Below are 25773 nucleotides of genomic sequence, written 5' to 3'. Positions count from 1 at the left end.
AAAAACATTTTATTGCTTTAGTAATGAAGCCGAAGCTTCATATACTGGCAGTTTCGCTCGTTGTTCAGTTTTCAAAGAACAATCATTTGTCTTTCGTGTCCGGCATGTGTTTCTCTCGGCCGGAATTAGAATATACCATGGCTTGTCCTGTCCGGTCAAGCTTTTTTTAAAACTTTTTTGACCGGCAGCAAAATCAGTCAACCATCGTCCGTTTCGCCTTACTCATCTTATTACTTTCTCCAACGAATTTCAACACCCAAGATAATCCGAACGGGAAGAGGCTGACAGACGAATAAAGCAGATGGTCACGTGCCTCGTGATCATTAAAGGAGGCCATGTACCGGAAGAGGAACAGCGTATTGTCGATCTCGTCTATGACGGTAAGCAATTCAGCTACTTGGAGTCCAATCGTATTCCAACACGCCATACTCACGGAACAGGCTGCACATCCTATGCCGCTTTAACAGCTTTGCTGGCTTATGGCAAAACCGTAACCGAAGCCTTTACATACGGCGAAAAACTTCATCCAAGCCGCTATAGAGAACAAGCTCGGTATTTGGAGGCGGATATGGACCGACTAACCATTTTGCTTACCGGAGCCGTAACCATGCAACATCTATTAGGTAGGAACTATCCATCGGCATGTGATATACTGCAAAACAACTATAAGTCACTGGAGGCGTATACAGATGAAAATTTATGTCATTGTCTCATTTAATGAAGAAGACGGTATGGAGAATGTATATGTAGGCACGGACGAGGAGGAAGCTCTTTCTTTCAAACCCGAGGACTTCGATAAATGTGATGCCCTGTTCGTCGAGATTTGGGAAGATGGCGGCAAGACAGATGACTTTCGGCTTGAACATGTATCAAATGAACCAGCAAGTGAATAATAAGCAAACGAATGCAACCTTTTATCCGGACTCGCCGTTTAGTTGATGAAATTAACAGCCATAACGACTCAAAACAACAAGAAACGGACAAAGATTACGGCCCTCATTATCGCATGCTCTATTCTTATGGCCGGCTGCGGTTCCGGTACGAATGAAGCGGCAAGCAGCGATCCCGCCAATACGAACACATCGGCTAACGCGAATTCCTCCGTTAACGGAGCAGGAAACGACACCGCATCGAATGCTCCTGGATCGGACGCATCCACCTCCGCGAACGATACGCCAGCATCGGATACGCCTGAGTTTGCGGCTGCTGCTACAACCAGGCCAACGGAAACGCCTGCCAGCGACGCGGCTCCTGTAAAGCCTACGACCAAACCGGCAGTAAAGCCTACATCAAAACCGGCAGCCAAGCCGACTGCTAAACCGATGGCAAAACCGACGAAGAAGCCGGTTGCAACGGACAAGCCGACTCAGAAACCTGCCGCTGCACCGAAGCCAAAGCCTTCTCAGAAACCTGAAGTAACGGTCAGCGCCTCCGATATCGTTGCCAAAATCACCGCGGACGTCGAATTGCCTCGTCTTGTAACGGTAGAAGGCGATCGCATTAAGGATGTATACGGCATTGAAGCCGGCACCTTATTATCCGATGCCGTATTCATGCAAGCGATGATGAACACGAAAGCAACTGAGCTTGTTGTCGTTAAGCTGAAGTCGGATAAGGACTACGACGCCGTGAAGGAATCGCTCGACAAGCGCGCAACCAGCATCATCAAGACATTCGAAACTTACTTGCAGGACCAATATGAAGAAGCGAAGAACTATCAGATTCTACGCAACGGCAATTACGTCATGCTTTCCATATCGAATGACCAAGAATCGATTGCAGAAATTTTCAACGATTTCTTCAAATGAGATAACCGGCATCACTTTGTACCCGAGGCTCCGGCACCTGTGCCAGAGCCTTTCTCATTTCCGATCATGCCAAAAAGAGCCGCTAAGGGCTCTTCTGTCTACGCCTATGATCAAAGCAGCTTAGACTCCACTTGTTCAATCTTGGCACAGATGTCCTGCTGCCATCCCATGTCCCCGCTATCGTGAGCGACAAATGCGAGCGACTTCAAACAATCCAGCTTGAACACCAGGTCAAAATTAACGGCTAAGCAATGATCAAGCTCCAGCTTCTCATCTTGCAGGAGAAAATGATATCCGCCGAGCAGCTTCGCTTTGTGCGTGAGCTCCGCGAGACGGCGATGTACGGGATGTATGCCAATCAAGAGCGCACAGCCTCCTTCTGGTTGCATGTGTTCCGCCAAGCAAATGCATACGCCAGCTTTGGCTTATATTAGCATTTCCTTTTTTGGAGACCTGCAAACGATCGGAGCGCTGAAGCCTTCTCTTCGCGATGATGTCTTACTCGTACATATCCGTCCATGCGTTCAACTGCCGCTTCAATGCAGCTCTAGCCGATTGCGGCTCCATAATCTCAGCCTCCGGTCCGTACTGCAACACCCATTTCATAAACTCCTTCTCGTTATTCACTGTAACTTCGAAGAGGAGCGAGCCGTCCGGCATATCCTTCATGCGGGGTTGAACGAATAGCTCCTCCTCCTTAATATATCTCGCAACCTCGGCAGAGAAGCGTACCTTAAAGACCGTATTTTTGTCGCCGCGATCGATGGACCATGTATTTTTCAAATATTTTCTAATATTGAACCGACTTTTATCGAACCTCAAATCGGTCAGCTCGGCCTTCATAAATCGACTGATGCGGAACGTGCGAATATCTTGCTTCAGATGGCAGTATCCGATCATATAGAAGCGCTGGTCGCGCGGCACGAGATAATACGGGTCTATTCGCCTCTCAGTCGTTTCGTTGCGATACTGCGCATGATACACGGTATCGATCGACCGATGTTCAAGTGCCGCCTGAAGAATCGGCTGCAGCAAGTTCGCGCTCTCCTTGCGATACGCCGGCGTACCCATTTGAATGAGGTCGGCAATGCTCTCCATCATTCTGTTCTGCTGCAGCTTCTCTTTCTTATGCGTGGCCATTACTTTGTCGTAAGCCGTATCGAAGCCCGGCGGCAGCTTCTCCTTATCCAGTACAGAAGGAAGGAGCGAGAAGACGAGTGACTCCTCCTCGGAGAAGTCCAGCGGATACATAAAAAATTTGCCTAGAAAACGATAACCCTTCCCTCTCCCGTCGTTCGTAAGCGGTGCAATGAAGTCAATCAACTCCAAATCGCGGTATATGGTACGAATCGTAACATTGCATTTCAGCGCTAAATCAGCGGCAGTAATCCCTGGATTGGTCTGAATCGCGTTAATAATATGGAACACACGAATAATTTTATCTACCATGCCGCTCGCCTCGTTCGATCAGATTCATGCTTATTCTAGCATACAGTATATGAATATTGAGGAAATAAATGTTCCCTTATTCAAAGGAATGCTGAGAGGTTACCTGGTTTTCAGGTAACTTTAGGTTGTTACCCGATTTTCGGGTAATATTGCGAGGTTACCCGATTTTCGGGTAATATTAGGACAATACGTTAATAAGATAAGGAGGTTTATACGATGCCTGATGCATTATCTGCCCTATGTATAATCGCCGATGTCAAATCATCGCGGGCAGTCGATAAGAAGAACGAGTTAAGAGAGATAACCGAAATCATCAATAATAAAGTCGAATCACGACTTATCACGCCCTTCTCCGTTCGTAACGGGGACGAACTCTTCGGCATTCTTAACACTTATTCCGATGGCTATCATGTGCTAAAGGAACTGTTCATTCTTTCTGAAGAAAAGAATACGCCTCTCTATGTAGGGGTCGGATTAGGCTTCATTACGGACGAGGATCTGAACAACCCCCATGAGGTGAACGGATCATCCATTTGGCACGCCTCCAGCGCCCTAAGCAGCCTAAAGAACAAAAAGAATCGCATACAGCCGCCGAATTCGGCAAGCAAGACGTTCTCATGGCAAGTCAAGGCAACGTCGTCCATTCCCTATGAGTCGCTTAACTTTCACATTTATTTCTTATTCGAACGGCTAATGAAACGGACAGACAAGCAAAGAGAAATCGTACAAGCCGTTGAAGAGCTCAATGACAGCAATAACTACACGGAAATCGGGCAAAAGCTGGGCATCGACAATAACATTGTCGTGAATATCAGCAAAACGTTAGCTAGAGCAGACTATCATCTAGTTGCTGACGCCGAACGCAGCCTTTGCCGCTTGCTCGACTACTTCCAACAACAGCTTATACTCAACAAAGAACGAGGTGAACAGCAATGAATCTGGCGCTCATCCTCTTCATAGCTTGCTTCTGGTTCAGTCAGTTGTTTTTTAACGATGGCAGCAATAAATGGTACACGTATAAATGGGTTCAGCGCGCCATTCTTTATGCGGTGAGCTCTTTCGTTGTTGCTTATGTTGCTGACGCCGGGAACTTGTGGCTTCTTCTTGTAGCTGCCCCGCTTACCGCAATGATCCATTACCCCCTACATATAAAGCTGCTGCACAAATACAAAGACACCTTGCTTTACTACTCGGTCTATCAAATCATTCAAATAGCCATCATCTATGTTATCTTATTCCTACTTGGGCAAGCCGATACATTCCGGCAGCTTGTTGAACAATTAAAAACGATGTTATTCGCAAATGAGCTATATCTCAATCACGCTATGGTTATTCCTATCGTATTGCTGATTTTGGCTTTCCTTACCGTCATTACGCCGGAAATCGTAAGCAAAATACTACGCAGCCACACTCATCCGATTAAACGACCGCAAGCAGAGGTCGCTGCATCTATCGAATCGCTTATGGACATTTCTTTATTTACGGATCAAAGCCTTAAAGGTCCTGCAAAAGAAGACATGACGATTGAACGACAAATCGAGATGTCCATCAAGGACGTGAACGACGAGAACAATAGTAAGAAAGAATCTATTAAACTTCAATATATGTGGTACAACACCGCCGACGATTCGGCAAAAGGCAAGTACATCGGCATCCTCGAGCGCCTGCTGATCTGTCTATTCGTTATTTATGAAGTATACCCCGGTCTCGCATTAGTTGGAGCAATGAAGACGTTGGCCCGCTTCAAAATGTTCGATAACAGGGCGTTCGCCGAATATTATCTAATCGGCACTCTGTTCAGCCTGCTGATTGCTGCCGCATGCGGCTTCTTGCTCAAACGTCTGCTGGTCGATGCAACGATTGTGTAAAAGCCAAATACCCCGATTTGGCCAATGCGGCTTGGATCGGGGTATTTTTATCAACCTATTTTACACCATGATTTTGCACATATCGTTCGTGAACTCAACCGGATCTTGGATCGGCAATCCTTCGATGAGAAGCGCTTGGTTGTAGAGCAGGCTTGTGTACAAACCCAACTTTTCTTTGTCGCTTGCGAAGGCAGACTTCAGCTTGCCGTAAATTTCATGGTTAACGTTAATCTCAAGCACCTTGTCCGCTTTCACGTCCTGGCCGCTAGGCATGGCTTGAAGAACCTTCTCCATCTCGATCGTAACCTCGCCCTCGGCGGACAGGCATACCGGATGGGATTTCAGACGTTTCGACGCTTTAACCTGCTTCACTTTGTCCGTCAGCAGGCTCTGCATATAGGCGAACAGCTCCTTGCTGTCGTTCTCCTCCGCCTCGTTCTTCTCGTCCTTCGCATCGGCTTCGATGCCCAGATCGCCGCTCGATACGGACTTGAACTCTTTGTCCTTGTATTTTGCAATAATCTTGATTGCGAATTCGTCGATATCGTCGGTGAAGTACAGGATTTCATAACCTTTGTCGGATACGAGCTCCGTTTGCGGAAGCTTCTCGATACGCTCGATCGAAGGGCCGGTAGCATAGTATATATACTTCTGATCCTCCGGCATTCTCGATACGTATTCATCCAGCGTCACTTGCTTCTTCTCTTTGGAAGAGTAGAACAGCAGCAAATCCTGCAGATCGTCCTTGTTCATGCCATAGTCATTGTACACGCCGAACTTAAGCTGTCTGCCGAAAGACTTGTAGAAGCTCTCATACTTCTCGCGCTCTTCCTTCAGCAAGCTTTGAAGTTGACTCTTGATCTTATTCTTAATGTTCTTCGCAATAAGCTTCAACTGGCGGTCATGCTGCAGCAGCTCGCGGGAAATGTTCAGAGACAAATCCTCGGAGTCGACCATGCCTTTGACGAAGCTGAAGTAATCCGGCAGCAAGTCGGCGCATTTGTCCATAATGAGTACGCCGTTGGAATAGAGCTCAAGTCCTTTCTCGTATTCCTTCGTATAGTAATCGAATGGCGTGTTCTCCGGAATGAACAGAATCGCATTGTACACAACCGCGCCGTCCGCGCTCACATGAATATGCTTAAGCGGCTTGTCGAAGCCGTAACGCTTCTCGAAGTAGAAGTTCTCGTAGTCCTCGGCGGTCAGCTCGTTTTTGTTGCGGCGCCAGATCGGCACCATGCTGTTGACGGTCTGCTCTTCTTGATACTCCTCAAACTCGTTCTCGCTGTCTTCCTTCGGACGGGAGCCTTTCACATCCATCTTGATCGGATAGCGAATGAAGTCCGAATACTTCTTAATAATCGAGCGAAGACGGTACTCTTCGAGGTATTCGTCGTAGTTGTCGTCTTCGGTGTTTTGCTTGATTTTCAAAATAATGTCCGTACCGACCGTAGCCTTCTCGCCGGTCTCGATCGTATAGCCGTCTGCGCCAGTCGATTCCCATACGAAAGCCTCGTCGCTGCCAAGGGCGCGGGAAGTAACCGTAACCTCGTCGGCTACCATGAATGCGGAATAGAAGCCTACCCCGAACTGACCGATAATGTTATGGCCGTCCTTCGCTTCGTTCTCCTTCTTAAAGGCGAGCGATCCGCTCTTGGCGATGATGCCGAGATTGTTCTCCAGGTCTTCCTTCGTCATGCCGATGCCTGTGTCGGAGATCGTCAAGGTGCGGCTCTCTTTGTCTGCCGTTACTTTAATGAAGTAATCTTCTTTGTTGAACACGAGCCCGTCGTCGGCGAGCGCTTTATAGTACATTTTATCAATCGCATCGCTGGCATTCGAGATCAGTTCCCGGAGGAAAATTTCCCGCTGCGTATAGATGGAGTTAATCATCATCTCCAGCAGTCGTTTCGATTCGGCTTGAAATTGCATCTTCGTCATTAAGGTAATGCTCCCTTCCATTCATTCTTCTGCGTTTAGCACTCAATGAATCAGAGTGCTAATTCTTTCTTTTATATACCATACCTGCTTTTTCAATGTCAATACGGAAGCGGCAATTCCATCACGCTTGCAGCCGCATAATCTTCTCTCGTTAACGATACGTTCATTTAACTAAAACCAAGCGTAATGACGCCTGCCGTTATAAGGAGCGACGATGCGATCCTTCTTGCTCCCTGCTTCTCGCGCAAAATCATGATGCCCATGACCGATCCGAACACCGTCCCGATCTCCCTCATCGGAGCGAGCTGAGCGACGGGACCAAGCGATAAAGCAAATAAAAACAGCAAATAACCGCCTGGAGCGATAATGCCGCTTACCAGCATCGTCCTTCCGTTCTTAACAAGCTCCTGCTTCATTCCTCCGGAGGCGACGGCCCCCCACGAGAGCGCAATCAGATTGCCGATCGACGTAATCTCGTTCAGCAATACAGGCGGTGCGTAAGCAAGAGCCATCTTATCTACAACGATATAGCTCGCAATGCACACGCCCACGGCCAAAGCAAGCAGAGGCGCTTTCCATGAACCTGTGTTGATCTCTCTCCGTCTCAACAGTTTAATATCGCTAAGCGACAAAATGCCGGCGACGATTGTCGCAACTCCTAGCCAGCCGTATATCGACAACGACTCGTCAAGCATCGTAACCCCGATGAGCGGAACGAGCAGCGGACTTGTCCCCCGCATAATCGGGTACACCTGCGATAAATCGCCGGCCGAGTACGCAGCCGCGAGCAGCAGTGTATACAGCCCATGAAGAACGGTAGACGCCAGAATGATCCACCATCCCGTAGCATTAATAGAGGCGTTGTCCCATTCGATGATTGCCCAAGGCAATAACGCAATCACTGCAACAAGCTGGCAATACCAAAGGAACACCTTTTTATTCATGCTTTTCTTCGTATATAAGTTCCATATCGAATGGAGAAATCCCGAGCAAAGCACAAGTATGAACGCCGTCCCTGCCATTGTCAGCCCCAACCTTTGCCGCGAGAAATACGATCGCCATCATCGTACCATCTGTCGGATGCGGCTGACTATCATCTTTTTCCACGAAGATATGGGGAGAAAAAAAGCAGCCACGGCCCGCTATCAGCTCAAGCGGGGTGACTGCCTCATCTCGCCCTCTTCCTCGTACCAAGGGTTAAGGTGAATCAACACTTCTTCTACATCGTCATGCTGCTCCATAATGAGCGCTTTGATTTTTCGGGATACGTCATGTCCTTCCTGGATGCTAAGCTCCGCGGGCACGCCCACGCGAACGTCGATCATAATGTAGCGGCCGTGCTCCCTTGCGCGTAACCGATCGATACGCTTTACCTCCGCCACGGAGAACACGAGCTCCTCGTACAGCCCAAGCTTTTCCGAAGAGACCATCTTGTCCATTAGGACATCGATAGACTCGCGCCCCATATCTACGGCCAGCTTCAAGATTAAGGCCGCTACGATCAGTCCCGCGATCGGATCGCCGTACATGAGGAACGAGATGCCGTAAAAATCGCCGATCAGACCCGCTCCGATACCGACAACCGCCGCTATGGAGGCGTACACGTCGGCTAGATGGTCGTACGCCGTAGCGAGCAGGCTCTTGTTATTCGTTCGACGCCCTAGCCGGATACAGTACATATACAGCCATTGCTTCCAAATAAACGAGATCGATGCCGCAATAAGCGCAATCATACTCGCTTCCTCGGCTGGATGTAACATCGACTCCACCGAATGATACCCAATGTACAGCGCCGCGATCAGCATTATAACCGCAACGATGGCCGAGCCGATTACCTCTGCCTTCCCGTGTCCGTACGGATGATCCCCATCTTGCGGCTTCTTGGCAATAACGGTCGCGCTTAATGCCGCCGCTGCGGCAATGACGTCCCCTGCGTTATGTATGCCGTCCGCTATTAGAACCTGGCTGCCTGCCAGTACGCCTACAATCAGTTTAATTGCCGTCAGAAGCAGATTGCTAATCAGGCTGATTAATATCGCTGCCGTTCCCGCTTGTCTGCTTGGCTTCTCCATCGCTATCCCCTTCTGTCCGCGTTCCTTATCTTCCTCTCTCTTCGACACCTGATCCATTATACAAACAACTATTCATGTGGGTCTAGAGAAACAGTGTTGCAGGAAATAAGAAGTTTTATGGCCGTACAATAGACTTTGAAGGCTCTAACTTTGTTGCTCTGACGCAACATCTATCGTTTTCTGTCGAAGCCCGAATAAGAATCGCATCCGCGCATAACGGCAAGCGAACTGGTTATCCTAAAAAATGCCATAGCGGATTTTCCTATAGAAAGCATGTAAAGCGGGGTGAGCTTATGGATGTACAGGAGGATCTGGTCAACCATTTAACGGAGCTGCGCAAAAGGCTGCTCATCGTGCTCGGCTGCTTCGTCGTCACAATGAGCGGAGGCCTGTATGTGTCGCCCGGCATACTGCGATATATTAAATCGGGCCCTACGGCAAGCGCTGTCGAATGGAATGTATTCTCGTTCACGGACGGCTTGTTCATTTACTTGCGCTGCGCCTTCCTCTTCGCCTTGCTGTTCACGCTGCCCGTGCTGCTCTACCAGGCATGGGCGTTCGTGCGTCCCGGGCTGAAGGAGTCGGAGGCAAGAGGAACACTCGCCTATGTGCCCGTATCGTTCGTGCTTTTCCTTATGGGCATATCGTTCAGCTACTTTCTGGTATTCCCGATGATGCTGAAGTTCATGATCGAGATGAACCAGAACATCGGCGCGGTGGAGACATACGGCATCGATCGTTACTTCACCTTTCTGTTCAGCGTCGTATTCCCGCTTGGCGTCGCTTTCGAGATGCCGCTTATCATCTTGTTTCTAACAAGACTCGGGCTGCTGACGCCGCAGCGTCTTAGAAGCGTACGCAAATACGCCTATGTCGGACTTGCCGTTGTCGGAGCGTGCATCTCGCCGCCGGACTTCGTCTCCCACTTATCCGTCACCATACCGTTGCTGCTGCTCTTCGAGATCAGCGTGCTCGTATCTTGGCGATTCTCCAGACGCATCGCCCCTGTCCCGTCCGGAACATAAAGGTACCATCAACACCCATTCCCATGCATGACTATGCAATTAAAGGAGACGATCCACATGTTCAACAACATCGGTGTTTCCGGGTTGGTTATTATTCTCGTCATCGCGCTGATCGTATTCGGTCCGGCCAAGCTTCCGCTGCTTGGACGCGCCTTCGGCGATACGCTCCGCGAGTTCCGCAGTTCGACGCGGGGCATCGTCGACGACGATCAGGCGACCTCCGCTTCGGAACGCAAGGATGACGTGCAGAAACTGCTATAGCTGCTTTATTAAGCGATAACAAGAAGGCCGCCCACCGCGTTGCCGCGGGAGCAGCCTTCTTGTTTTATTATGACAAGCTTAGACGAGCATGCCGCCCTTTTCCCTGTACTTCATAATGCCTTCCGCCGCGCGGTAAGCGAGCGCCCCTACCGTAGCTGTCGGGTTATAGCCGGCATTCTGAGGGAAGGAGCTTGCTCCCATCACGAACACATTCTCGGCGTCCCACATTTGACAGTAATTATTCGTAGCCGAATCGGCCGGAGATGCGCCCATAATAACGCCGCCTGTATTATGCGTCGATTGGTAGCTCATTATCTCGTAAGGGCCAAGCTCCTTCAGGTAATCGATTTTATCGGCACCCATCTCTTTCAAAATACCCGAGCACTTCTCGGCCAGAAACTTCGCCATCTCGCGGTCTTGATCTTCGAAATCGAAGGTGATGCGAATAAGCGGATCGCCGAACGCATCCTTATAGGTGGGATCGAGATCGAGAAAATGGTGCTTGTACGCCATGGACGAGCCTTGTGTCCCTACAGCGAGCGTACGATTCGCATAATAGACGGACTTGGCTTTGAAATCCGCTCCCCACGAAGGCGTACCCGATGGCGTCGTATTGTTCTGAATCGGCCGCGCTCCGGTCTGACTGAGCGAGATAACGCCGCCATGGATGAATTTAAGATCAGAATGGTCGAAGTTGTCGCCGTTGTAGTCGTCGATCGATACGCCGAGCGCACCCGCCCCAGCGAATGTATTGAACTCCTGCTTCTCGAAGAAGCCGGCCGCGCTGCCCTTGATAACCTGATAGGCGTAGTTGCGGCCGATCGCCCCCGTTCCCTTAGACGGATCATACGGCTTGCCAATGCCGGACATGAGCAGCAGCCGAACATTGTTGAACACGTAGCTCGTCAGGACGACGATATCGGCAGGCTGTACGATATCCTCTCCGGTCGTGACGTCGGTATACATGACACCGGTAGCTTTGCCGCCCTTATGTAGAACACGACGAACATTGGAATGGGTCCGTATCTCGAACTTGCCCGTTTTGTTCGCTACAGGAATGACCGTTACGACCGGATCGGCCTTCGCGCCGTATTCGCACCCGAAGCGCTCGCAGTAACCGCAGTATTGGCAGGCCGCACGTGAAATGCCGTCCGGGTTCGTGTAATCCTGCGACAGGTTGGCCGATGGCATCATGTAGGGCTTGAGCTTAAGCCGCGTGGTCGCTTCCTGGAACATCGTGATGGCGGGAGACTTCTTCATCGGCGGCGTCGGATACGGGCTGCTTCGTTTCCCGCCATAAGGATTCTCCTCGCCCGAGATACCGGTCGTTTTCTCGAACTTGTCGAAATACGGTTCAAGCTCGTCGTAGGTAATTCCCCAATCCTGAATCGTCATTTCGGCCGGAATTTTGTTTTTCCCGTATCGTTCGATAGTCTTGCTGCGAATTTCAAAATCATAGGGCAAGAAACGGTACGTCTGTCCGTTCCAGTGTACGCCTGCGCCGCCAAGCCCGTCTCCGAGCAGGAACGAACCGTATTGACGCATCGGCAGGGCGCGAATCTTCTCGTTGCTGCGGAACGTAATCGTCTCCTTGGACAAGTCCTGCATCAACTCGTAACGAAGCGCGTAGCGCAGCTCGTCATGTACCATGTAATAATCTTCGGTCTTCCGTTCCTTGCCCCGTTCCAGACCGACGACGTTCAGGCCTTGCTTCGTCAGCTCGGAGGCGATAATCCCGCCGCCCCAGCCGACCCCTACGATGACGACGTCGGTCTTCGGTAATGTCTTGGCCATTGCGTGATCCTCCTCTGAATGCTAATTCATCGCCAAATGGTCCTGCAGGCTGCTTGGCTCGATTTTCGTAAAATCCTTATCGATCGCATCGAGATAACTCATCTGACTGCCCGGGTAATTGCGCATCTTCCAGCCGCTCATATTGGCATTTCCGCCATAGAGCGGATCGCTGTACGCGCCCTCAAGCGTACTGCTTCGGAGCATCTTGAAGAAGCTGCCCGCGGAGATCGTCGTCAGCTTTACAGTATCGGCCTCGAACGCCTTCAGCACCTCGTCCTGCTGCTCCGGCGTCAGCTTCACGAAGCGCGACTGGTATTGCTGCTGGCTATAGTTCTCCAGCTCCCGAAGGCCAATTTCGAAAATTTCGCGGCGCTTCAAGCGGCCTTGATAGCCTTGCTCCTTCTCGCCGGCGAAGAATGGCGGAGACATATAGTCCCGGCTGTTGAAGCCCCACTCTCCGGCAAGCTGGTGATCGAGAAAGAACGCTACGCCGAGCGAAGTTGCTCCAGGTCCGGTATCGTCCTCTGGAAAGATGCGCTCCATCGCGCTTTCGGCAATTTGGAACTGCTCTTGAGTGAAGAACATGAGCGCCTGATTATAGTTTTTCGGAGTAGCTGCCTGCTCGCCATTTGTTTTGTCCGGCGCAGTCTGCTCAGTCGTTTTCGGCTTTATTAGCGTACCTAATGCTCCCCCGACGACAAGACCGCCTAGCGCGTAGCCCGAATTGACAAGAAACCTGCGTCGTGAGCTGCCGTCAACCGTTTTTCTGCCCGCTGTCTTCTGTTGATCGTTCTCTACCAAAACTTGCACCTCCTGGTCATCGTCTCCTGTTCGCTTTATTATTTTCCAACATTCCATGAATATTCATTTAATGGAAAGGGTCATTATAAAGGCAGACCGCTCATCTATGGAGGCTGATGATTGAATGACCGTTATGAGAAAAACGCATTCTGATGCGATAAGCAAGCTGCTCGCCGTATCTGCCGTCGTCTTAACCATTGCCGGATGCTCGAACGGGGCGGCGGACGAGCCGCAAACACAGGTCCAATCCGACCACGCCCATCATGCCAAGACGATCCATGACTCGTCCGTTATACCGAGCGAGAATGGACCGAAGCAATATACGACGAATAAACAGGGCCATACGACTAGCGGCTTGGGGACGAACGTCTATAGCATGATCGGCAGCTCCGGACTGAATGCCAGCGGCTTCTCCGCCCATCTCGAATCGAGATTGAGCGGAGCAGGTATTCCCGACGTCCGTGTCTTCGTATTCGACGATACGGTTATCCTGGCAGCCGAGAAGCGCGAAGCGTCCGCCTCGGAATACGATGCCGTACAGCGCAAGGTGCTCGACCAGACCGAGGGCATGTCCAGCAAAGGATACTCGCCCGATTCCGGGCTTGGCGGCATGAAAGGGACAGACCAAGGCGCGCACGACAATCTATCGATGGCGGCTAGCCGGATCAAGTCGTTCATTGGCGCGGATGTGAAGGTGCTGACCGTAACTGGACCGAAAGCGGTACAGGCGATCGAGCAAATTCGCGAAGGCGCGATGGCGGACAACATCTCGCCGGCCAAGCTTGCCGCCAGCTTCCGTACGTTGCTCGAGCTGGCGATAGCCGGCGGCCGGCAATAACGACAAAGAGGCCGACCCTCTTAAGGTGCGATGCTCCTTAATAGGTCGGCCTCTCATTATTTCAGCTGAGTCGCTCGCGCTCTTTTCTACCATTACTACTTTTGGCACTTACAAAATTCAATGAATATTGGTAGATTTACAGCAGTATTGTTTTTTTCATACGATTATATGAAACTCCCATACTAGCTATTGTAAAGAGAAAAAGACTAAACAGTTGACAAGACTTTTCAGATAATGCTAATCTAATTGGAGTTCGTTATAAAGAACGGCAATTTGACTTGGCTTTATGTGTAGGCCTTTTCTATTTGTTTCCATTTTCTCATTAGACCATAATGGTCTTAAAAAGGAGCTAGTCTTTATGAGCAAATTTCCACCCTTAACTCCATCCGATCGCATTGCTCAGTGTCCGGGTAATATTGTCAGCGACATGGACGGCGAGAAAGTGATGTTAAGCGTTCAGAACGGGAAATACTACAATCTTGGAGCAATCGGCGGGCGTATATGGGAACTGCTGCCCTCTTCCACATCCGTGAACGAATTAATCAATAAACTAACAATCGAGTATGACGTAGATCAAACGACATGCGAGCAGCAAGCTATGCCTTTTCTGAACCATTTGCTGCAGGAAGGCTTAATTCGTCTTGCTGAAGAGGCAGAATAATCGTGAAGTGGCTGAAGAGAATTCGAGTATTGGTTTTATATGACAGAAAGACGATTCTGTTGCTTGCCGAAGCCTTTCTGTTCTTAGGCTGGGCACGCATTCTTATTACTTTGCCTTTCTCTAAAGTGGCTCCATCGCTAGGCGCTAAATCCGAGGAAACGACATATAGCGATACGCTGGACAATAACCGCGTTATTAAGGACATTTCTCAAGCTGTAAACGTAGTAAGCAAATACACGCTGTGGGACAGCATGTGTCTTGCTAGGGGAATCGCCGGGATGAAAATGCTAAAAAGACGGCGCATAGCAAGCACGCTCTATTTAGGAACTGCAAAAGGGGAAAACGGGGGATTAATCGCGCACGCATGGTTGCGTAGCGGATCTTACTATTTGACTGGCGCGGATGTCATGCAGAAGTTTATTATTGTAGAGAAATTCGCCAATAACCCATTTTAGGCATAGTCAAGTCATTCACAAGGGAAATGGAGGAAGAAATCAATTGAACTTAATTGGAGAACGAATCCAAAGTATTCGTAAGAACAAACAGCTCTCATTGTCCGAACTATCGGAACGGGCAGGAATTGCAAAATCCTATTTGAGCTCGATCGAACGCGGCATACAAAGCAACCCCTCTATCCAATTCCTTGAAAAGATCGGAGGTGTTCTAGGTATTTCCGTTGAGGAGTTTCTTCAAGAAGACTCTCCGCAGAGCAGTGCCAAAGATCAGATCACACAGGAATGGATCCTATTAGTGAAGGAAGCGATGGACTCTGGTGTAAGTAAGGAGGAGTTCAAGCAATTTTTAGATTCCGTCAAAATGAACAATAGACGAAATTAGAAGGAAATGCTAGGCCTGCTTTATATTAAACGTTTGATTCGGGATTCCATTCCCGTCGGTTAATTTAGTGAATATTGTCCTTACGTCTCCTGCTGTAAACCCTAATTTACGGGCTTGCATTAACAATTCAATCCAGTCTTCATCCAGCGGCTCATGATCATATCCGTTGTTCTCCATATTCACGCCTCCGATCGGTAATCGTCTGTTTATGCGGCGAACTGCTCAATTTGCATGATACCCAGACATTCGGTACTTTCCTTCGTTTATCACAATACCAGTATAAACCAATCGGAGGAGGTTTGTCGTCGAAAACGGTCGAAGTGAGAGAAGTTTATTTGACTAGTTTTGTCGAATTCCCTCAAGAGATGCTATCAATTTACGGTCATCAGTGTCTGATTACCTAAAAGATGGGCAAACATCCCGCCATTCTCTTCAGCCAGATGGGTAAACTTTCCTTTTTGAACGATACGGCCTTGATCTAACACAACGACTTGATCCGCATTTCGAATAGTCGACAAACGATGCGCGACGACGATGATCGTCATCGTTCCCTTTAAGCCCTCGAGCACGGCCTGAATTTTCGCTTCATTCTCCGTATCAAGCGCACTCGTTGCCTCATCAAGAACTAAAATAGACGGCTTGCGCAGCAATGTCCTGGCAAGAACGAGCCGCTGCCGCTCACCGCCCGAGAGCCTGATTCCCCGATCGCCAATCAGCGTATCGAGCCCCTGAGGCTGCCGCCTTACAAACTCCGATGCAGCTGCATCGCCCAACGCCTCCCAAAGTTGATCTTCGCTCGCACCGGGTTCCATCATCAGCATATTTTCTCTGATCGTCCCGTTGAATAAGAAAGGATCCTGCGGGATATAACTGATCGACTTCCGGAGCGATAATAAGTTATCACTCGAAAGACGTCTGCCGTCTATGCGCACTTCTCCGTTCTCCGGTTGCAATAGCCCCATAACGATGTCGATGAGCGTGCTCTTGCCCGCACCGGATCGACCTACGATCGCCGTCATCTCGTTGGCGCGAATTTGCATATTAACATGGCGGAGCGCATAGTTCTCTCCTTCCGGGTTATATCGGTAGCTTACGTCTACGCATTCCAAAGCTTCTTCAAGACGGATTGGCGATACCTGGCTATATTCATGGAATCCACCCTGTACTTCCTTGGAGGATTGGCAGTCATCGATAAGCCCCGTTAACGATTGGAAAGCAGGCACCGACGAGGCGATATTTTCCAAGTTGGATTGCAACCCTATAAACCGCGGCCAAAGTCTGGAGAAGATAAGAATAATCAACAACAACTGCCCCCCTTGTACCTGGAACAATGTCGATGAGAAATAAATAAACGCGGCGATAATTAGGGATGAAGAAAGCTTGAAATAAAGCTGTGAATTCAATCGGAGTCGTGAGCTCTCATATCGCTCGCTAGCTATTCGGGTGCTCCAGTCCTGAAGCCATTCATTACGCGATTGTTCCAGCATATTGCTTTTTATATCTTTGATCCCATTGAAATGATCCGTAATTCCGCCGATATAGTTGCGTGCCAGCTCCGCAGAGCGGCTCCCAACCATCTGGGCTCTCTTGATAAAATATCGGGAGAACAACGCAATCACGAGTCCACAGCCTAATACGAAAAGCGTCAGCTTAGCGGACAGCCAAAAAGCAATTCCGATTTGAATCAAAGTAAAAATGGCGGATCCCAGAAATTGGAGGAAGAGATAGGTTCCGTTCGTCACTCTTCCAAGCTCATCGGTTAATGAATTAATGAGATCGGATTTTCGCTTCCTAATAAAAAAACGCCAGTTCGCCTGAAGGATTGAACGATAAATGTCCAGCCGAAGATGATTAATGAAGCCGGTATGGATTTTGATATCCCTTAGGCTCAAGTTTTTGTTAACTAAGCCTTGACCCACAGTCAGCACAATAAACGCAGTCAGGATCCAGATTATAGATTGGGACTTAGGCATGTCTTGGAGAAATCGAAACCTATCGAGAAAAGACCCCGTGCCGGTTTGCAAGTCCAAAATACCGCTGATTCCTAAAAGGGGAACCAACAGAAGCATTGCCATACCGTCAAGAAAACTAATGATCATCATCGCAAATAAGTTGAGATAGAGGATTTTCCCAGCGTACTGATGCATTTTTTTTGTAAAGTACAAAATATGCTGCATATCGTTTTCATCCTTTTAACGATCATTTATTTTCGGGTTATGTATGGCTTCCAATATGCAGGCTACTAATTCGGGCGACGTCAAACGGTTCTCGGGCCTAATGAGCTGAAACATATCGATCTGATTCGCTATTGCCGCGGAAGTATCAAAGTGCCATTGCATGAGACCTAAGCGGGGAATAAGAAATTGGCGAAACGTATGATTGTATAGCGTTTGTAAACGATCCAGCTTGCGAATCGGTTGAATGCCGACTTCTTGATCTTGCCCGGCTTTCACAAGCTCAAATACGCCTGCAAGCTGCTGCGGTTCATCCAAGAAATGTTCCGTTACCGGAATGCTGAATTTCGTTTCCCTGCCGTATATCGAGCGATAATCGTTGCTGCTCATGCCGAATTGGTCTAAGCTTTGCTGCCATAGCTTTTGATGCGGATAAGAAGGCGTAACTATGGCAGCCTTCTGTTCGCCCGTTAGCGAGACGGCGATCAGATCATCGCTTAACAGCGGGAAACCTTCCCTCATAAGCGCCGATGCCAACGTCGATTTCCCCGCTCCGGACTCGCCAACGACGGCGTACGCTTTGCCTCGAATAGACACCACGCTGCCGTGTAGAGGATAGGTCCGCCGTTGCATCAATACCGCGCCCATGCACGTGCCGAGTATATAAAGACGCATTAAATCGATGTCGGCATCCTTATGCCGGGCTACCGTAATCGATTTGCCGTCACGAATGCAATAGCAGGCGGTATTCGGAATATAGAACAACACATCGTTCCCTTGCACGACATGCTGATAAGGGACGTTCACTACTTCATCTTTGAACGGTGCAGAATCGTCAATGGTTATCTCCACATCGACATGCTCTGCTGCAGAAAAATGCCATCGCGGCAGCTCCGGTAACGGAAGAGGGCTTCTAATGGATAAACCAAACGCTTTGTAAACCATGCTTTGTTCCGTTAGTATCATTTCCATTCACTCCAGACATGCTGCTTGGGGCCGCTATAATGATGTTTAAAAGCCCTTATACATGGTTAAATGTATAGGGGCTCTCCCAACTGTAAATTAAGTAATGAAGAAATTAGCTAGTGAAACGCGGTTTCTCGGACCATTTGCCAGGAACGTACGCTTCGTCAGTCAAAGGACCGTTCGTTGTCGATGCCATTGTTTGGTTGACATCAAGGACTTCCAAAGCAGGAGCTTGCCATTCTTTTTTCGCTGTCATGTATATTCACCTCCTCTCATAACAACGATTTGATAAATCGGTAAACAATGAGACTGCGCATTAATATCTTAGAATCCGGGTCGGTAACGAAATCCGGACGGATATCCCCGCGAATCTTCAGCATCGCTTTCTCTAACGTATCCCGATTAAAGTATTGCATGACTCTTTCATCGGAGCAAAGCTGCTGAAGCTCGAGTCTGAATACATGCCAGTTCGGGAGCATTCGGTGAACCCAATCGGCCCCTTGTACGCCGCGAATGCGTTGGTTGAGCCTGATTTGATCGGGAAGCAGCTTATCCGTCGCTCTTCGGATTAAAGCCCGGTCAAGTCCGTTGCTCACATATTGGCTCTCAGGAACCGATAAGCAATAACGAATGACTCTAATATCATTCGTTGGATCACGCTTCCACACATTGTACCTTAGCGATAATTTCGTCGATAACGTATTGCTGGCGTTCCAATGAAACACCTCTTCGAAATGGTTCTTCCGATCTTCGTAAATAGAGGACGAGGAGAGCCATCCCCTCTCATCCATGCCATGCTCTTTAAGCTTGTCGTAGATGTTGGTTCTGTTAGCGAATTCCTGATTAATCAGCGTAGGCAGCTGATAGCCGGCCTCTACAGGAAAAAGACGGTCTATGAATGGAAAAGCAATTCTCGCAATTTCTGGAATTCTGCGCAATCTTGGGCCTCCCGCAAGATAGCTGTACTGATGCAGCTCGCGCGTCAATCGTATCCATCTGAACCGCTTTAGAAGGATTGCATAATAGTCGATAGCCGAGCCCCAAGATATGCTTAAGTTGCCCCGCCCGCCGTTAAGCAGCACGCCCGCATCTTCGTTGCTCGCCGCTTCAAACATTCCCTTCAGCCAGAAGGAATTCTCAAAAAACTTGTAAGGCATCTCCATCGCAGCAAGAAAATCGTCAACCTCGGAAAAAGAATCTTTCCCCTCGAAATCCAGGTAATGAGCCGTGATCCCTCCAACATGACGAACCGTAGCCTGAATGAAAGGACTCTCGTCGGCCATCATGCTTCTGGAAGTGAAATCTTTGAAATCCTTGGTTGGGATATAACTAAACGTATGTAATTTCTTATCCGTATTTCGAAGCGTCTCAGCCGTAAAGCTAACGACCGCTCCCGAGTCCAATCCGCCGCTGAGCTGCGCTCCGACCTGGCGATGCGTTCGCACTCTTGCAGCCACCGCTTCGCGGAAAACGTCCCGGAACGCTTCAACGTACTCTTCGCTAGACTTCAGTTTGAGAGGTTTCACATTAGTAAACGTATTATAGCGCGAAAGGGATACTCGATCAGGAGTAATAGTAATGCTATGGGAAGGTGGTACTTGCTCGATGTGCTTATAGATTGTCGATGAAGCGTCTACCGTATCGATCATGCCTGATATAGCCAAAAATTCAGCAAGCCATTGTTCATTCAGAGTTGCCGTTGCATGAGGCAAGGATAGAAGCGGCATGATTGTCGTACAGAAAGCAAACCGCCCTTTGTTGCGGAGATAATAAAGCGTACGGCCTCCCGAGAAGTCTCTTGCGCCAAAGAGAATCCGTTCTCTCTCATCCCAGATCATAAAAGCAAAATCACCTGCTAAATGTCCGGGAGCATCTTCTCCCCATTTATCATAGGCAAGTAAAATCAACTCGCTGTCAGTAATAGAAGTTCTTCTATCACGATCTACTTGCAGCAATTGAAAGAGTTGTTCGCGGTTATCGATAATAGCATCCGCCGTAATCGCCAATCGACGATTAGAATCATAGTAAGGTAAGCATTCGCCTACGGATTCCGGAGTAATCCATTGCGCATGGCATCCAAGAAAAACACTGTCCTCATGCCAGACACGCGATTCATCTGCAGCAAACTGCTCTAAACCGGACATTAGCTGATAGCCCTCATGTAAAACCACAGGCTCTTGGTTATATTGATAGATTCCGGTTATTGCACTCATCCTAACCTCCGAAGTTCTTTATAAAGAACAGCTTCAGTTTAGCACCTTCTATTTTCACTGTCAATTACCGCGGAAACCGTTTGAAAAGAGTAACAATTCATTCCTCGTCTTATCTAATACTCGTCGTAACCATTAGGATTCGAGCTTTGCCAACGCCACGTATCTTCGCACATTTCACGAATACCCTTGACCGCTACCCAGCCTAATTCATGATTGGCTTTCGTCGTATCCGCATAACATACGGCAATATCTCCCGGCCTGCGATCTACAATACGGTAGGCGATCTTTTTACCGGAAATCTGTTCGAACGCTTCTACGATTTCCAATACGCTGACTCCCCGGCCTGTTCCAAGATTGTAAATATGGATACCGGCATGATCAAGAAGGCGCTGAAGCGCCTTGAGGTGTCCCCGAGCCAGATCGACCACATGAATATAATCGCGGACGCCAGTGCCGTCGATCGTGTCGTAATCGTTCCCGTACACGCTCAGTTGTTCCAGTTTCCCAACGGCGACCTGCGAAATATAAGGCATCAAATTATTCGGAATACCGTTAGGATTTTCACCGATTCTGCCGCTTATATGAGCCCCTATCGGATTAAAGTAGCGCAGTATGGAGATCCCCCACCTTGGGTCGGACGCCGCTAAATCCTGTAGTACCTGCTCAAGCATAAGCTTTGTATGTCCGTACGGATTAGTCGCTCCGGTTTTTGAGCTTTCTGTAAGGGGTACTTGTTCGGGAGAACCGTAAACGGTAGCCGAGGAGCTAAATACAAGCTTATGAATGCCGTATTTATTCATCGTTTCGCAAAGAACCAAAGTGCTCATCATATTCGTCTGATAATATTTTAGCGGAATCCGCACAGATTCGCCTACCGCCTTCAAACCGGCAAAATGAATGACGGCTTCAACGCTATGATTTTCAAATATTCGCTCAAGGCCCGCCTGATTCATCACGTTCAGTTCATAGAAGGCGAACGACTTATTCGTTAATTCACTTATTCGCCTCAAGGCCTCAGGTTTGCTGTTGGAAAAATCATCCACAACGATAAGCTCATGTCCTGCCTCAAGAAGCTCTATGCAGGTATGGCTTCCGATGTATCCTGCCCCTCCTGTAACGAGTATTGCCATTAGACATCAACCTCCGGCTCTTGATTATTCTTGTTCCGCTTCATAAGCTTTCCAACCATTGATTTCGCGACTCCCCATAAATAGACGAACTCCGCCGTACGGTGAAAGACGATTACATAGACCAGATTAACGACCAGGAGGGCGATGACGCCTTTGCCGATCAACTGTACGAAGCTTGCGGCAGGGAGGAACCCGCATAAATAATGGGTCAGATAGAGCGTGCCGAATCCAACCAATGTGTATAGGGCAATCTGGCGAAAATGGTCGAACAACGGTTTTTGGAATACTTTCTTGTAAACCAGATACGGGGTAACCCAGAACGGAACGACTATCGCGCTTATGAGAGAACCAAGGAAAATGCCCGTAATTCCGATCTGGTGCACGAGAACTATGGATATGCCTAGACTGACGGCAGCCTGAACCAAAGGAGCATATCGGTCCTCATGAAAAATGCCGGCCGTCGTCTTAACCGTGGAAATCGAATTGCGCATGCCTCTCTCGTAGAACAGCAGCATCAGCACAATAAGGACTCCGCCGGTCATTAAATATTCAGGGCCGATCCATAGCTTGATAAACGGCTCAATAAGCACATAAAGCAGGATCGTCAGCAACGAATATAACCAGAAGCTAAAGAGGAGCATCACTTTATAAATGCTGTAAATCTTCTCTTTGCTCTCTACGGAAACCAAATTGCCGATACTGTGATATAAGTTGTTGAACACTTGATTGATAAATGTTCGTCCTATATCGATAAGCATTTTGTAGTTGGAATAAAGCCCGACAGCCACGATGCTGACAAAGGAGGAGATAAGGATGTTCTCCGTTCCCAATACGAGATAGCCGCCGACATTCTGAATAACGATCGCTTTCACATTTTTGATAATTCCGCCCTTGGTTTCGTCGTCAAGCTTGCCTATGACTTTGTGTTTCAGGAACGGATATTTCCGATTAACGATCGTAACAAGATAGATCGATGTGCAGATCGTAATGAGGCAATCGGCAATTAGAAACAGAATATAATCTTCGGTGTAATACAAAATACCGATCTTCAAGCTGGTGGACAAGATAGATGATAATGTGAAAACAAGAGTCACGATGTAGCCTTTTTGACTTACGTTCAGAAAGGAGCTTTTGTATGTAAATAAATAGGGAACGACTGTATTAACCAAAAATATAACGTAAATCAACGCCAAATTAGGGATGTCCGAATCCTTCACGATCGTATCCAGAAAAGGCAGCAGCGATAGTCCCAGCAACGTAACGACGAGCGCGATAACGAGGTAAGCTCGCTTGTACAGCCGCATCAGCTTGTTGATTTTCTCCTGATCGTTCTCCGCTACAGGCTTATACAGACTATAGACGATGCTTGAGCCGATCCCAGCCTCCGCCAGCGACAGCATGCCGAGAATATTAATAAACAAGGCGTTGACACCCAAATACTCAATACCTAAGCTGTTAATAAACACGGTTCTGGAAATAAAGCTTAGCACCGTAATGATGATCTGATTCCCTAACCCTGCCGCAATGTTGATAATGGAGCTTTTCGTTCTCATTGGCCGCCTCTGATTTTAGCTATCAACCGCATACTGAAGCCTTGCGTAAAAGGTAACCGATTAAAGAGCATCGCATATACGCCGATATCTTTGGTATCCCCTTGCGAAAAATCGACAGCGCCGTTTCGTCTCGTTACTTTCATTAAATAATCGACGGCGGAATTCGCGCCTTTCGAACATTCCTGCGAGATATCGCCGATTTTGGCGGCGTTGGCAAGGAACCAGCCTAACGTTGCCGTCGTCGATGAGTCGGCTCTGGACTCCGGCCGGGTAACGGTCCAGTTCCAATTCCCGCTCTCTCTCTGAAAGGCTAGTGCCGATCGTGCGAACTTGCTCACAGAATCGGTAAGCGCCTGCTTATGTTCATGGCCCGCAGGAAGTTCTTGCCAGGCGTCAATGAGTCCGATCGCATACCAGCCAAGTCCTCTTCCCCAACCATATAAACCAAGCGGAAGCTTGTCTTTCACTTGATAAGCGTGGCAAGGAATATGATGGCGCTCAAGCATTCCATGCTGCTCATATTCTTGGATTTGTTTGACTGCCAGTTGGATACACTCGTTCACCTTGTATTTCAGGCCATAGGTGACGAGAAACGGACAAATAAAGCCGATCGTATCCACATACCGATAATCTTTCATACCTTTTCGATAGAGGACTGTACCGTCTTCGCCTATATGTTCTCTTATCATATTCCAGGTGTAGTCGAGGGCCTGCTTGTATCGGTCAGGGTCGACATGATCGATTTTCATGATCGCGTAAGCAAGTATCGCGCCGTCAACATGCGCAGGTTTCTCTCTCCATTGGCCGTTACTGTCGAACTTCGTGTTTAAGTATTGATTCATGGCACTCTGAATCGCATCGTCTTTCGCTTCCTTCAACTGCTCCGACAATCCTAATAGCAGAGCTGCTTCTTGCCACTGCTGAATGGCGCTTTTTGTATAATTCCCCCGCAGCATATCGATAAAGACAAGCCTTGTATTATCCGTCACTTTAATCTTAGGCGTCTTATTCAACCACTCGCTGCCTACACGGACGATGGACCGCTCCCAATGGTTCCGATCCCGATATTTGCCAATACGGATGCGCCCGAACCAATCGCTCCATAATGGCACTGCATCGATTAACGCGATTATCGCTATGAGGCCCACAATGATTAAGCTCACAATTATCATGACAATCCCACCCTATTCGCTAGCTGATCCATTGATAAAGCTTTTGGATCTCGTTCTCCGTGCCAAGCTGCTCCTGCTTCAAGTGCTCGACGAATTGTTGCCTTAATCCTTCGTCGTCGATTAGCCGCTTAATGCCTTTATAGATAGACATAGGATCTCGTTCGACAATAAGTCCGTTTTGCCCATCCGTTAGCTGATCGTAGACCGCATCGAAATTTGTCGAAACAATAGGCTTCTGCAATATTTTCGCTTCGGTTAGCGTTAGACAACGCCCCTCGAATAATGAGGTCTGAACATAAATATCGCATTGGTTCATATACGGATATGGATTTTCCTGAAGTCCGGTCAGTATGAAGCAGTCTTCGAGGCCTTTCTCTCTCAGCATCGGTTCAAGCTTTCTTCTTTCTTCTCCTTCTCCAACCACGTACCATGTAACCGAATATCCATCCCGAATCAACATTTCGCATGCTTCTATCGCCATATCAAATCCTTTCATATGGCTTAAACGGCCGACGGATGCCAATGTTATACCGCTTTTCTTCATTGGCTTCACGTCCGATGCCATATCGATTACGGCTGCCGGAGATACGATATTATGCATAAGCACGATTTTATCTTTAAACATCGGAAAGCGGTTTTTAAGCACTTTGACGCTCTGCTCGGAAACCGTCACGATATAATCCAGCAATCTAAAGTGCTTGCTGTCGATAACGGGATCCATGCCCAATTTGTCATAATCGGTATGGATGAAACCGATTTTTTTAGTTGCATTCACTTTATCGGTCACGAAGTAGATCGGCGTCTTCTCCAGATAACCGATTGCGGCATCGTAGTTTTTCGTCAAGCGCTTAAGCGACTTGGAACTGTATTTCCATATGCGTTGCTCGCATCTTGTCCGGTTCGTCTCCGTCTTAAAAATATAACCCGCGCATATTCTTGCCCATGCAACACGAATATTGCCTTTTGTCGCACACTCATATAGCGCCTTCTTGATCGACATATCGAAATACTGATACTCCACGGGCTCATCCAATAAATTAACTTGCTTTGGTAGATTGTCCATGAATACACCCTCATGCCGAAACAACAGCAAATCCACATCGCATAAGGAATAATCGATCGATTGCAGCATGGAGACGAGCGACTTTTCCGCTCCTCCGCAGGTTAGGTTATTCATTACGATCAGAATGCGTTTCTTCACGGCTATCCA

At 48.4% G+C, this 25773-nt stretch carries 28 protein-coding genes; 11 read left to right on the top strand and 17 right to left on the bottom strand.

Translation table 11 applies throughout. The annotated features are described in order from the left end of the window. Positions 1–193 precede the first annotated feature (193 nt). Positions 194–433, bottom strand: coding sequence for a hypothetical protein (locus tag J2T14_RS27325; RefSeq protein ID WP_307476035.1), 240 nt, complete (start codon positions 431–433; stop codon positions 194–196). Here J2T14_RS27325 and J2T14_RS31020 point away from each other — a divergent pair. Genes J2T14_RS31020 through J2T14_RS27315 form a run of 3 tightly spaced genes read left to right on the top strand, consistent with a single transcriptional unit; the run spans position 317 to position 1808 of the window. Further along, complete coding sequence (locus J2T14_RS31020) at positions 317–718, top strand: bifunctional hydroxymethylpyrimidine kinase/phosphomethylpyrimidine kinase (RefSeq protein ID WP_373458215.1); 402 nt, start codon at positions 317–319, stop codon at positions 716–718. The genes J2T14_RS27325 and J2T14_RS31020 overlap by 117 nt on opposite strands. Further along, positions 690–893: a hypothetical protein gene (locus tag J2T14_RS27320; RefSeq protein ID WP_307476033.1), complete on the top strand. Its 204-nt coding sequence runs from the start codon at positions 690–692 to the stop codon at positions 891–893. Before J2T14_RS31020 ends, J2T14_RS27320 begins: the two co-directional genes overlap by 29 nt. Positions 894–938: 45 nt before the next feature. Further along, positions 939–1808: a DUF4358 domain-containing protein gene (locus J2T14_RS27315; protein ID WP_307476068.1), complete on the top strand. Its 870-nt coding sequence runs from the start codon at positions 939–941 to the stop codon at positions 1806–1808. A 110-nt stretch (positions 1809–1918) separates the two neighbouring features. Here the strand turns inward: J2T14_RS27315 and J2T14_RS27310 are convergent, their stop codons facing one another. Then, on the bottom strand, positions 1919–2170 hold the full coding sequence (locus J2T14_RS27310) for a DUF7667 family protein (RefSeq protein WP_307476031.1): 252 nt from the start codon (positions 2168–2170) through the stop codon (positions 1919–1921). Between the two features lie 136 nt (positions 2171–2306). After that, positions 2307–3257: a helix-turn-helix transcriptional regulator gene (locus tag J2T14_RS27305; RefSeq protein ID WP_307476029.1), complete on the bottom strand. Its 951-nt coding sequence runs from the start codon at positions 3255–3257 to the stop codon at positions 2307–2309. Positions 3258–3473: 216 nt separating this feature from the next. On the opposite strand from J2T14_RS27305, the gene J2T14_RS27300 reads away from it, so the two are divergent. Together J2T14_RS27300 and J2T14_RS27295 are read left to right on the top strand one after the other, a co-directional pair. Next, entirely contained in the window at positions 3474–4193 is a 720-nt protein-coding gene (locus tag J2T14_RS27300; RefSeq protein ID WP_307206200.1) for a SatD family protein, read from the top strand. After that, positions 4190–5125 carry a hypothetical protein gene (locus J2T14_RS27295; RefSeq protein ID WP_307476027.1) on the top strand — a complete coding sequence of 312 codons (936 nt, stop codon included), beginning with the start codon at positions 4190–4192 and terminating at the stop codon, positions 5123–5125. Before J2T14_RS27300 ends, J2T14_RS27295 begins: the two co-directional genes overlap by 4 nt. 60 nt (positions 5126–5185) lie before the next feature. On the opposite strand, the gene htpG is transcribed toward J2T14_RS27295, so the two are convergent. From htpG to J2T14_RS27280, 3 genes are all read right to left on the bottom strand, one after another. Next, positions 5186–7066: a molecular chaperone HtpG gene (gene htpG / locus J2T14_RS27290; protein ID WP_307476025.1), complete on the bottom strand. Its 1881-nt coding sequence runs from the start codon at positions 7064–7066 to the stop codon at positions 5186–5188. 167 nt (positions 7067–7233) lie between these two features. After that, on the bottom strand, positions 7234–8088 hold the full coding sequence (locus J2T14_RS27285) for a DMT family transporter (RefSeq protein WP_307476023.1): 855 nt from the start codon (positions 8086–8088) through the stop codon (positions 7234–7236). 123 nt (positions 8089–8211) lie between these two features. Then, positions 8212–9138, bottom strand: a complete 927-nt coding sequence (locus J2T14_RS27280; protein WP_307476066.1) for a cation diffusion facilitator family transporter — start codon at positions 9136–9138, stop codon at positions 8212–8214. Positions 9139–9431: 293 nt separating this feature from the next. Between J2T14_RS27280 and tatC the strand changes: the two genes are divergently transcribed. Together tatC and J2T14_RS27270 are read left to right on the top strand one after the other, a co-directional pair. Continuing rightward, positions 9432–10163: a twin-arginine translocase subunit TatC gene (gene tatC / locus J2T14_RS27275; protein WP_307476021.1), complete on the top strand. Its 732-nt coding sequence runs from the start codon at positions 9432–9434 to the stop codon at positions 10161–10163. A gap of 57 nt (positions 10164–10220) precedes the next feature. Then, a complete protein-coding gene (locus tag J2T14_RS27270) occupies positions 10221–10424 on the top strand; it encodes a twin-arginine translocase TatA/TatE family subunit (RefSeq protein ID WP_307206204.1) in 204 nt (67 codons plus the stop codon). A 78-nt stretch (positions 10425–10502) separates the two neighbouring features. Here J2T14_RS27270 and J2T14_RS27265 read toward each other — a convergent pair whose 3' ends face one another. Both J2T14_RS27265 and J2T14_RS27260 read right to left on the bottom strand, forming a co-directional pair. Then, positions 10503–12218, bottom strand: a complete 1716-nt coding sequence (locus tag J2T14_RS27265) for a GMC family oxidoreductase (RefSeq protein ID WP_307476019.1) — start codon at positions 12216–12218, stop codon at positions 10503–10505. Between the two features lie 21 nt (positions 12219–12239). Continuing rightward, positions 12240–13019 (bottom strand): gluconate 2-dehydrogenase subunit 3 family protein, encoded by a 780-nt coding sequence (locus J2T14_RS27260; protein WP_307476017.1) that lies wholly within the window; start codon positions 13017–13019, stop codon positions 12240–12242. Positions 13020–13143: 124 nt separating this feature from the next. Here J2T14_RS27260 and J2T14_RS27255 point away from each other — a divergent pair, with 124 nt between their 5' ends. The 4 genes from J2T14_RS27255 to J2T14_RS27240 all read left to right on the top strand — a co-directional run bounded on the left by J2T14_RS27255 (position 13144) and on the right by J2T14_RS27240 (position 15355). Further along, on the top strand, positions 13144–13857 hold the full coding sequence (locus J2T14_RS27255) for a hypothetical protein (RefSeq protein WP_307476015.1): 714 nt from the start codon (positions 13144–13146) through the stop codon (positions 13855–13857). Positions 13858–14215: 358 nt separating this feature from the next. Continuing rightward, positions 14216–14518 carry a lasso peptide biosynthesis PqqD family chaperone gene (locus tag J2T14_RS27250; protein WP_307206208.1) on the top strand — a complete coding sequence of 101 codons (303 nt, stop codon included), beginning with the start codon at positions 14216–14218 and terminating at the stop codon, positions 14516–14518. Between the two features lie 2 nt (positions 14519–14520). Then, a complete protein-coding gene (locus J2T14_RS27245) occupies positions 14521–14973 on the top strand; it encodes a lasso peptide biosynthesis B2 protein (RefSeq protein ID WP_307476013.1) in 453 nt (150 codons plus the stop codon). Positions 14974–15016: 43 nt separating this feature from the next. Next, complete coding sequence (locus tag J2T14_RS27240) at positions 15017–15355, top strand: helix-turn-helix domain-containing protein (RefSeq protein WP_307206210.1); 339 nt, start codon at positions 15017–15019, stop codon at positions 15353–15355. 9 nt (positions 15356–15364) lie between these two features. On the opposite strand, the gene J2T14_RS27235 is transcribed toward J2T14_RS27240, so the two are convergent. The 9 genes from J2T14_RS27235 to J2T14_RS27195 form a co-directional block, all read right to left on the bottom strand. After that, on the bottom strand, positions 15365–15532 hold the full coding sequence (locus tag J2T14_RS27235) for a hypothetical protein (protein ID WP_307206211.1): 168 nt from the start codon (positions 15530–15532) through the stop codon (positions 15365–15367). Between the two features lie 194 nt (positions 15533–15726). Beyond that, positions 15727–17532: an ABC transporter ATP-binding protein gene (locus J2T14_RS27230; protein WP_307476011.1), complete on the bottom strand. Its 1806-nt coding sequence runs from the start codon at positions 17530–17532 to the stop codon at positions 15727–15729. Between the two features lie 15 nt (positions 17533–17547). Beyond that, positions 17548–18495: an aldolase gene (locus tag J2T14_RS27225; RefSeq protein ID WP_307476008.1), complete on the bottom strand. Its 948-nt coding sequence runs from the start codon at positions 18493–18495 to the stop codon at positions 17548–17550. 112 nt (positions 18496–18607) lie between these two features. Beyond that, the gene (locus J2T14_RS27220; protein WP_307206213.1) at positions 18608–18751 is read right to left on the bottom strand and encodes a paeninodin family lasso peptide; all 144 of its coding nucleotides are present in this window, start codon (positions 18749–18751) and stop codon (positions 18608–18610) included. A gap of 16 nt (positions 18752–18767) precedes the next feature. Continuing rightward, a complete protein-coding gene (locus tag J2T14_RS27215; RefSeq protein WP_307476006.1) occupies positions 18768–20708 on the bottom strand; it encodes a lasso peptide isopeptide bond-forming cyclase in 1941 nt (646 codons plus the stop codon). 113 nt (positions 20709–20821) lie between these two features. Further along, the gene (gene galE / locus J2T14_RS27210; RefSeq protein WP_307476004.1) at positions 20822–21838 is read right to left on the bottom strand and encodes a UDP-glucose 4-epimerase GalE; all 1017 of its coding nucleotides are present in this window, start codon (positions 21836–21838) and stop codon (positions 20822–20824) included. After that, positions 21838–23391 carry a lipopolysaccharide biosynthesis protein gene (locus J2T14_RS27205; RefSeq protein WP_307476003.1) on the bottom strand — a complete coding sequence of 518 codons (1554 nt, stop codon included), beginning with the start codon at positions 23389–23391 and terminating at the stop codon, positions 21838–21840. Before J2T14_RS27205 ends, galE begins: the two co-directional genes overlap by 1 nt. Next, positions 23388–24569, bottom strand: a complete 1182-nt coding sequence (locus tag J2T14_RS27200) for a glycoside hydrolase family 88 protein (RefSeq protein WP_373458217.1) — start codon at positions 24567–24569, stop codon at positions 23388–23390. Before J2T14_RS27200 ends, J2T14_RS27205 begins: the two co-directional genes overlap by 4 nt. 13 nt (positions 24570–24582) lie before the next feature. Next, positions 24583–25764 carry a glycosyltransferase gene (locus J2T14_RS27195; protein ID WP_307475999.1) on the bottom strand — a complete coding sequence of 394 codons (1182 nt, stop codon included), beginning with the start codon at positions 25762–25764 and terminating at the stop codon, positions 24583–24585. Positions 25765–25773: the final 9 nt, after the last annotated feature.

It is taken from the genome of Paenibacillus harenae, assembly GCF_030812415.1.
GTDB lineage: Bacteria > Bacillota > Bacilli > Paenibacillales > Paenibacillaceae > Pristimantibacillus > Pristimantibacillus harenae_A.
The sequence above is the reverse complement of the archived record's forward strand: the minus strand, read 5'-3'. Positions and strand labels throughout refer to the sequence as shown.

Coding starts and splice junctions, on each gene's coding strand:
- J2T14_RS27320 (WP_307476033.1), top strand. CDS start 690: ATGAAAATTTATGTCATTGTCTCATTTAATGAAGAAGACGGTATGGAG.
- J2T14_RS27315 (WP_307476068.1), top strand. CDS start 939: ATGAAATTAACAGCCATAACGACTCAAAACAACAAGAAACGGACAAAG.
- J2T14_RS27305 (WP_307476029.1), bottom strand. CDS start 3,257: ATGGTAGATAAAATTATTCGTGTGTTCCATATTATTAACGCGATTCAG.
- J2T14_RS27300 (WP_307206200.1), top strand. CDS start 3,474: ATGCCTGATGCATTATCTGCCCTATGTATAATCGCCGATGTCAAATCA.
- J2T14_RS27295 (WP_307476027.1), top strand. CDS start 4,190: ATGAATCTGGCGCTCATCCTCTTCATAGCTTGCTTCTGGTTCAGTCAG.
- htpG (WP_307476025.1), bottom strand. CDS start 7,066: ATGACGAAGATGCAATTTCAAGCCGAATCGAAACGACTGCTGGAGATG.
- J2T14_RS27285 (WP_307476023.1), bottom strand. CDS start 8,088: ATGGCAGGGACGGCGTTCATACTTGTGCTTTGCTCGGGATTTCTCCAT.
- J2T14_RS27280 (WP_307476066.1), bottom strand. CDS start 9,138: ATGGAGAAGCCAAGCAGACAAGCGGGAACGGCAGCGATATTAATCAGC.
- tatC (WP_307476021.1), top strand. CDS start 9,432: ATGGATGTACAGGAGGATCTGGTCAACCATTTAACGGAGCTGCGCAAA.
- J2T14_RS27270 (WP_307206204.1), top strand. CDS start 10,221: ATGTTCAACAACATCGGTGTTTCCGGGTTGGTTATTATTCTCGTCATC.
- J2T14_RS27265 (WP_307476019.1), bottom strand. CDS start 12,218: ATGGCCAAGACATTACCGAAGACCGACGTCGTCATCGTAGGGGTCGGC.
- J2T14_RS27255 (WP_307476015.1), top strand. CDS start 13,144: ATGACCGTTATGAGAAAAACGCATTCTGATGCGATAAGCAAGCTGCTC.
- J2T14_RS27250 (WP_307206208.1), top strand. CDS start 14,216: ATGAGCAAATTTCCACCCTTAACTCCATCCGATCGCATTGCTCAGTGT.
- J2T14_RS27235 (WP_307206211.1), bottom strand. CDS start 15,532: ATGGAGAACAACGGATATGATCATGAGCCGCTGGATGAAGACTGGATT.
- J2T14_RS27230 (WP_307476011.1), bottom strand. CDS start 17,532: ATGCAGCATATTTTGTACTTTACAAAAAAAATGCATCAGTACGCTGGG.
- J2T14_RS27225 (WP_307476008.1), bottom strand. CDS start 18,495: ATGATACTAACGGAACAAAGCATGGTTTACAAAGCGTTTGGTTTATCC.
- J2T14_RS27220 (WP_307206213.1), bottom strand. CDS start 18,751: ATGACAGCGAAAAAAGAATGGCAAGCTCCTGCTTTGGAAGTCCTTGAT.
- J2T14_RS27215 (WP_307476006.1), bottom strand. CDS start 20,708: ATGAGTGCAATAACCGGAATCTATCAATATAACCAAGAGCCTGTGGTT.
- galE (WP_307476004.1), bottom strand. CDS start 21,838: ATGGCAATACTCGTTACAGGAGGGGCAGGATACATCGGAAGCCATACC.
- J2T14_RS27205 (WP_307476003.1), bottom strand. CDS start 23,391: ATGAGAACGAAAAGCTCCATTATCAACATTGCGGCAGGGTTAGGGAAT.